The 7,348-nt window shown below is 65.6% G+C and carries 3 protein-coding genes; all 3 read left to right on the top strand.

Annotated elements, in window-relative coordinates:
- The first annotated feature begins 361 nt into the window (after positions 1 to 361).
- The 3 genes from FJ222_04790 to rpoD all read left to right on the top strand — a co-directional run bounded on the left by FJ222_04790 (position 362) and on the right by rpoD (position 7,292).
- Complete coding sequence (locus FJ222_04790; protein ID MBM4163740.1) at positions 362 to 4,054, top strand: PKD domain-containing protein; 3,693 nt, start codon at positions 362 to 364, stop codon at positions 4,052 to 4,054.
- 119 nt (positions 4,055 to 4,173) lie between these two features.
- The gene (locus FJ222_04785; GenBank protein ID MBM4163739.1) at positions 4,174 to 5,010 is read left to right on the top strand and encodes a prepilin-type N-terminal cleavage/methylation domain-containing protein; all 837 of its coding nucleotides are present in this window, start codon (positions 4,174 to 4,176) and stop codon (positions 5,008 to 5,010) included.
- 629 nt (positions 5,011 to 5,639) lie between these two features.
- A complete protein-coding gene (rpoD, locus tag FJ222_04780; protein MBM4163738.1) occupies positions 5,640 to 7,292 on the top strand; it encodes an RNA polymerase sigma factor RpoD in 1,653 nt (550 codons plus the stop codon).
- Positions 7,293 to 7,348 lie beyond the last annotated feature (56 nt).

The following is a 7,348-nucleotide window of genomic DNA, read 5'->3' as shown; positions in this document are numbered from 1 at the left end:
TCTCGACGCGCACACGGCGGGCGATCAGGCCGAACTCCGAGAAGATCGGCCTCAGCGCGGCCGTCTTGGCTGCGTAGCGGCCGTCCAGCGGGCTGAGGGCGGTCAGCGGGTCAAGCATCGCGGACATAGGGCATCTCCAATCTGAGCCGGGGGGCCAACGGACCTCACGTTGCTCGTGCACACCCTCCCGCCAAACAAGGCCCGTAGTAAAGCAGATTCCCGCGCGGTTGTCCACTCCACGCAACACCCCTTCTGGACATGTTCGCCGGTTTCTGGCATGCTTCACAGCGTGAATACGTTACTTGCTTCACGCGCCGTCAGGGCTCGCCGGCTTGGCCTCGCTGCCTGCGGGCGCACGCCCGTGTCCATCAATAAGCGAGCGCTTATCCGTCACTGCGGCGGGATGGGCGCGAGCCGGGTGTTGTTCTGTCTTGCGGCGGCACTGGTGCTTTTGGCGGGCCCCCAGCCGGCGCGGGCGCTGACTCCCGCCGAGCGCGAGATCATCACCGTGCTGGCGACGGTGCGGGACGCGCCGCCGCAGATCAGCCTGGACTGGCCGTCCCTCAGCGACTCCGGCGGCTTCACGGTTTACCGGAAGCCGATGGAGGCCGGGTCCTGGGGCGCGAGTGTCGCGACGCTTCCGGGTGACGCCGTCCGGTTTGACGATGACGATGTTGCCGTGGGCGTGGGCTATGAATACCGGATTCAGACGGTCAACAATCCGCCGTCGGCGGGCGGACGCTTTCCGGCGACGGGACACGTGTACTCTGGAATCCGTCTGCCGCCGGCCGATGCCCGCGGCGCGGTGCTGCTGCTGGTTGATGCCACGATGGCCGCGCCGCTGGCCGGCGAGATCGCACGGCTTGAGCAGGACCTGATCGGAGACGGCTGGACCGTTCTGCGCCGCGCGGTCACGCGCCAGGCCACCATCAGCGCCCCGGGCACGCGCGCGGAGGTCGAGGCGGTCAAGGCGGTCATCCGCGAGGCGTTCAACGCCGAACCCGATACGCTCCGTGCCGTCTTTATCCTTGGGCGCGTCCCGATCCCCTACTCCGGCTGGCTCTCTCCCGATGGGCACGGACATACACCGCGGCCGGCCGACACCTACTACGCCCTGCCGGACGTGACCTGGACAGACACGCAGGATTATGGCGCCCGAAATACCGCAGGTGATGGGGTCTACGACCAGAGCCTGTTCGATGCCTCGAGCGTCACACTCGCCGTGGGGCGGGTGGATTTGTCGGGCATGCCTTTCTTCGGCCTGCCGGAGACCGAACTGCTGCGGCGCTACCTGAACAAGCTCCACGCCTACCGTCACCGCCGCACGGCCTATCAGCCGGTCGGCGGCGTCGCGGCGGGCGGCCTCGTCGGCTGCAGGACGGCCTTTACGCTCAAGACGCTGTTCCACCGCAACGCCGCGCGCGTCGAGGGGCTGGACGGCCAGTGGAACGGTGAGTTCCTGGCTCCCAGCCTGTGGCGCTACCAGGAGGGATTGGCCTTCAACAGCCACGCGCTGGGCGAAAAACTCTCCGCGCGCGCACCCGAATACGTGTTCACCGGATGCTGGGGCAGCGGTACCATCAACTACGACGAGGGCGCCGATGACGGGCGCCTGGCCGTGGGGCGCGCGTATCTGGCCAACGGCGGCGCGGGGCTGACCTGGTTTTGCGGTGTGCCCGACCGCCATCTCCATTGGATGTCCATGGGCGAGACGATCGGAACCTGCGAACGGCTCGCCATGGCCAACGGGGCGCTCTACCCGTCGGGCGCGAACGGCAACACCTATGACCGCATCTTTCGCGGCCTGCTCGGCGACCCGACGTTGCGGCTGAGCATCCTGGCGCCGCCAACGGGGTTGACCCTCGCGGGAGGAGTCCTCTCGTGGGATGCGTCGCCCGAAGCCGGCACGGCTGGCTTCCAGGGATATCACGTCTATCGCGCACCGGCGCCGGGCGGCCGCTTCGTCCGCCTGACGGACGAGCCGGTGCCCGGCACGACGTGGACCGACCCCGCCCCGCCCGCCGAGGCCGTGTATCAGGTTCGGGCGATCCGGCTGGAAACCTCGCCGACCGGCAGCTACCACAACAACAGCCAGGGACTTTTCGCCACCCGGAATGCTGTTGCCATCGTCCCCGAATACCTCTGGGCCTCCGTTCCCGAGGGCGTGCCGACGCCGCTGCGGGTGAGGCTCTCGTCGCTGCCCGCTTCCGCCGTGACCGTCGCCGTCGCGCGCGTCGCCGGCGACACCCGCATCGCGGTCGCGTCTGGAGCGCGTCTCATGTTCTCCCCGGCAGACTGGAGCGCGTGGCAGACGGTGACTCTGGACGCGGCCCGGGGTGACGACGCGGGTGACGCCAGCGCACTGATCGCGTTGACCGCGCCCGGCCTCACTGCGGCGCACGTCGGGGTGGTGAGGCCGGCCAGCACGATCCGGGTCAGCAGCCAGTCCCTCTCCGTCCCCGGAACGGGCGCGGCCTATTTCCTGGTCCGGCTCTCGTCGCCGCCGCCGGCCGGCCAGCCCGTGTTGGTCACGACGACGCCCGTCTCCAAGCCCCAGTCCCAGCCTGGCGGGGCCATCACGATCCTGGCTGGCAAAACCCTTGCATTCGCCGACAATGACTGGGACGTCTGGCGCCCCGTCACCCTGGCCTGCGTCGGCACCGGGGCGACCGGGGCACCTCCCCCGCGTGTGGAGTTCGCATTGTCCGCTCCCGGCTACCGGGGCATCTCCGTGAATGCGGATGTGTGGCGCGATGCCGGTGAAACCAATGTCACGCTTACGGCCTATGCCGGTTTTGGCGGCGCGTCGGTATCGCCGCTGGGGATCACGCCAGTAACCCGGGGAACGTCGGTTCCGCTCACGGCGACGGCCGCCCCCGGCTTCCGGTTCGTCCGATGGGTCGCCACCCGGGGCCCCGTGACCTTCGCTGATCCATCCTCCGCCCGCACGCCCGTATCCATCGACGCCCCCGCGAGGATCCTGGCGGTGTTCGAACGCGGCGAGCGCATCCCCCCCGCCGCCGTCCCGGACGGCAACCGCGCACCGGAGATCGTCGCCGCGGCACAGGCCGACGCACCGGTGGCTCCGCTGGCCGGGACGAAGGTCCGGGGCGCAGCGCGTGACCCGGACGGCGATCCGATCGCTTACCGCTGGAGCCTGGCCTTTGGCGCAGGCCCGGTGACCTTTGCCGCGCCGGATGCGGCGGAGAGCGCGGTGACGTTCAGCGCGGTCGGAACCCATGTCCTGCGCATGACAGTCAGCGACGGCAAGGGCGGCGCCGTCGCCAGCGAAGTGACCGTTACTGCCGTGACGCCCCCGGCCTTTGTGCGGCAGCCGTCCGACGCGGCGGCGTTTGCCGGGCAGGCCGTGAAATTCGGGACGCATGCGACCGGCGCGTTCCTCTCGTATCGTTGGTTTCGGAACGGCAAGCTTCTTGAAGGGAAGACTGATCGCGACTGCCTCATGCCGCCTGCAGCGGCGGCCGACAACGGCGCGAGGTTCACGGTGGAGGTCAGCAATCCGGCTGGCGTCGTCCTGTCGCGAGAAGCCCCGTTGATGATCGTGGATAACCCGCCTGGAACCGGCCTGGATGGCGAATACTTCAACGATGCGACATTCACCCGGCTGGCAGCCCTCCGGACCGATCCGGTGCTGCGTGGCGATATGCGACCGAAGGGCGTATCGGCACCCTACAGCGTGCGCTGGACCGGCACGTTTCTGGCCCCTTACAGCGAGACCTTCACCTTCAGCGTGCACAACGGCCGGAGCGGCGGAAAGATGTGGGTCGACGGCCGGCTGCTGGACGATGGCGGAACCTTCAAGACCGGGGGTTCGATCACCCTGGTGGCCGGCAAGCTGTACGCGATCAAGCTGGAGCTTATCTGCCACACAGACGCCCCGGTCTACTTCCAGTGGAACAGCGAGACCCTCGACTTCCCGATGGGACCGGAGGGCTATCCCGGAGTGCCGGGCCGGCATCTGTATTCCGTGGGTGGCGGCAAGCAGCAGCCGCCTCCCGTTGCGGCCGACCCCGATCGGCTTCCCGAGCTCTAGCACCCCTTCCATGGCCTTCCACGGCCCAAAATTCCAGTTGCCTCTGCAGCGAGGTGTATGGCATAATGCCCGGATGGATGAATTGTGCACAGATCCCGTTCCGGAGCGGAAGGGAGGCGATGGCTATGAAGCGTGACACGTGGATCGGGTTCACCCTGGTTGAGATGCTGGTGGTGATTGCCATCATTGCGATTCTTGCCACCATCGTCCTGAACGCGGTCAAGCAGGCGCGCGAGGCCGGCTACGCGACCCGGTGCAAGGCCAATCTCAGAAATTTGGCCAATGGCATTCAGGCCCTGGCCGTCGAGGGGGGCGGCATTCGCCAAGCCTACGGATACGAGAGCGAAAACCTGAATGCCGCGTTGCCCTACAATGAAGTCAAGGGCTGGGTGACTTGGGTGCCATCGACCAGCGCCACCGCGCCGCGGCCGACCTGGCCGAACGCGAACAGCCAGGCCGGCCAGATGGAACAGCCGCCCTGGTACGGCGCCAAGGGGACGCGCGGCATCAAGGACGGCACGCTGTGGGCGGATGGCGGGTTGAGCGATCTGTCGGTCTATATCTGTCCCCGCTTTAAGCAGAAGGCGGAAGCGATGTTGAGATCTTTGAATATATGGGAAGACGCCGTCCGCAGCTACGCGATGAACAAGCGGGTCAGCGGCGATGGGCTGCAGAGCGTCAACATGAGCCGGACGATGCTGTTCGCCGAGATCCCGGTGCCCGCCAGTGGCGTCCGGACGACACCGTGGGTTCCCAACGGTGGGGACCCCTGTCTGGACGCGGAAGGGCCGGCCAACACCGGCACGGGTATCGCGCCGTACGAGACGATCGGTTTTATTCACCGGTATGCCGGCGTAGCGTGCGGCCACGTGGTGTTTGTTGGCGGGAACGTGGAGGTCGCGCGCATGTCGGGGACGACGAACCCGACGCTGGGCTTGGCTCGGGGTGAGCTGTGACACGCGGGGTTGCACCGGGGACTATTCATTAAACGGGCGGGGATGCGGGTGACGCATTCCGGGAAAAGGGATCAAGCATGGCAACGGCCAAAAAGAAACGCGCGACAACAAGTGGACAAGCGGCTTCCCCAAAGACCTCAAAACAGGTTCCGGCTGTTCAGCGAGCAGCCAACGACAAAAGCGCCGGGAAAAAAGCAAAAAGCCCCAAGCCCGCGCCGGTGACTGGTCCCGCCGGGCATCACGCCAGGGGCTCTGCCCCGAAAGGCGCAAAAGCCGCGCCGGTGGCTGCCGCTGGGGGGCATCACGCGAAGGGCTCTGCCCCGAAAGCGGTGAAACCCGCGCCGGGAGGCCGGTCACTGGCCCCGGAGCGCAAGGCTGTCGGTTTACAGGGCGCCGAGGCCGTTGCAACAGACGTGTTGGAGGACGGGCTCGCCGACGCCACCGATGAGCACGATCTTGCGGTGATCGCCAGCATCGGCGATGACTTTGATGTGGATGCCGTGGATGGGGCCGGGCTGGATCATGATCACGACCACGGCCACGAACATGATGACGGTTTAGTGACGGAGGGCGACGAGTATTCCGGGCACAATCACATCGAGTTCGACGTGGTTGAGAATGAGATCGTGATGGACCCTGACCGGGCCGCGCTGCGTGCCAAGCGCGAAGACCGCAACGAGCGGATCAAGACGCTGATCAAGCGCGCCGAGGCGCAGGGCTATCTCACATTTGAGGACGTGAACGAGTTGTTGCCGGAATCGGTCATCAAAGACACCGACATCGAGTCGTACCTGGCTATTCTCCGGGGGATGGAGATCGACATCATCGATGCGGCCGAGGTGGAAAAATTCCGCAGCGAGCATGATCTGGAGGCGCAGCGCAGCCGGGGAAGCCGCCTGGACTTCTTCGACGATCCGATCCGGATGTACCTGCATCAGATGGGTCAGGTGCCGCTGCTGACGCGCGAGCAGGAGGTTGACATCTGCAAGCGGATCGAATTCTCGGAAGTGGCGATCCGGGAGATGTTCAACGAATTCGCCTTTACGGCGAGGCTCTATCTGGAGTTGATCGACCGGCTGGAGAACGGCACGGAGCGGTTTGACCGCGTGGTGACCGACAAGTTCGCTGACAGCCGGGATGTCTACATGGAGGGGATCCACAAGCTCAAAAAAACGCTCCATGTGGTCAAAGGCAAGATCATTCAGGCGCACAAGAGTGTCGAGGCGGCCGGGGATTCCGGAACGAAGCGCAAACACGCCGTCAAGACGCTGGAAAAGGCCCGGCAGGCGCTGCAGAAGGTTTTTGTCGAGCTCAGCTTCAAGCAAAAGATCGTCGAGAGCCTGTGCATCGAGGCCGATGAAAAGATATACAAGCCTTACCGGGCGCTGTTGAACGAGCAGCAGAAGCTCAACAAGCAGCGGGTGACGAAGAAACGCGACATCGCGCTGGTTGAGGGCGCGGGGCGGATGCGGATGATGGAGCAGGAGTTCGGCATGGCCGCCGACGTGTTCATGCCGCGCTTCGAGCAGCTTCGCGATGCGATGCGCCTGGGGCAGAAGGCGCGCACCGAAATGGTGGAGGCCAACCTGCGGCTGGTCATCAGCATCGTGAAGAAGTACATGAACCGCGGGCTCTCTTTTCTGGATCTGATCCAGGAGGGGAACACGGGGTTGATGAAGGCCGTGGAGAAATTCGAGTACCGCCGCGGCTACAAGTTCAGCACGTATGCCACGTGGTGGATCCGGCAGGCGGCGACGCGGGCGATCGCGGATCAGGCGCGAACGATTCGCATCCCGGTCCACATGATCGAGACGATCAACAAGCTGTTGCGCGTGCAGAAGAAGCTCGTGCAGGAGCTGGGGCGCGAGCCCACGCCGGAAGAGGCCGCCGAAGAGATGGCGATTCCCGTTGATCGCGTGCGCGCGGTCTACCGCATGGCCCAGCAGCCCATTTCGCTGCAAAGCCCCGTGGGTGACGGCGACGATGCCCATTTCGGGGATTTCATCGAAGACAAGTCGGCGGAAAATCCATCGGAGATGACCGCCTACAGCATGCTGAAGGAACGCCTTCAGGAGGTGCTTACCACGCTGTCCGACCGCGAAAAGCAGGTTCTGGATTTTCGTTTCGGATTGACCGACGGCTATTCGCGGACACTGGAAGAGGTGGGCAAGCAGTTCAACGTGACGCGCGAGCGCATCCGGCAGATCGAGGCCAAAGCGTTGCGCAAGCTGCGTCATCCCACACGGTTGCGTAAACTGGAAGGTTTTCTGGAGACGCGCTGACGCGGAGATGGCGGACCGGCCTGTTTGCCGGCCCGCCCAGCAGGCCGTGCTCCTGT

The sequence above is a fragment of the Lentisphaerota bacterium genome (genome assembly GCA_016873675.1).
In the GTDB taxonomy this organism is placed as follows: Bacteria; Verrucomicrobiota; Kiritimatiellia; order RFP12; family JAAYNR01; genus VGWG01.
The sequence above is the reverse complement of the archived record's forward strand: the minus strand, read 5'-3'. Positions and strand labels throughout refer to the sequence as shown.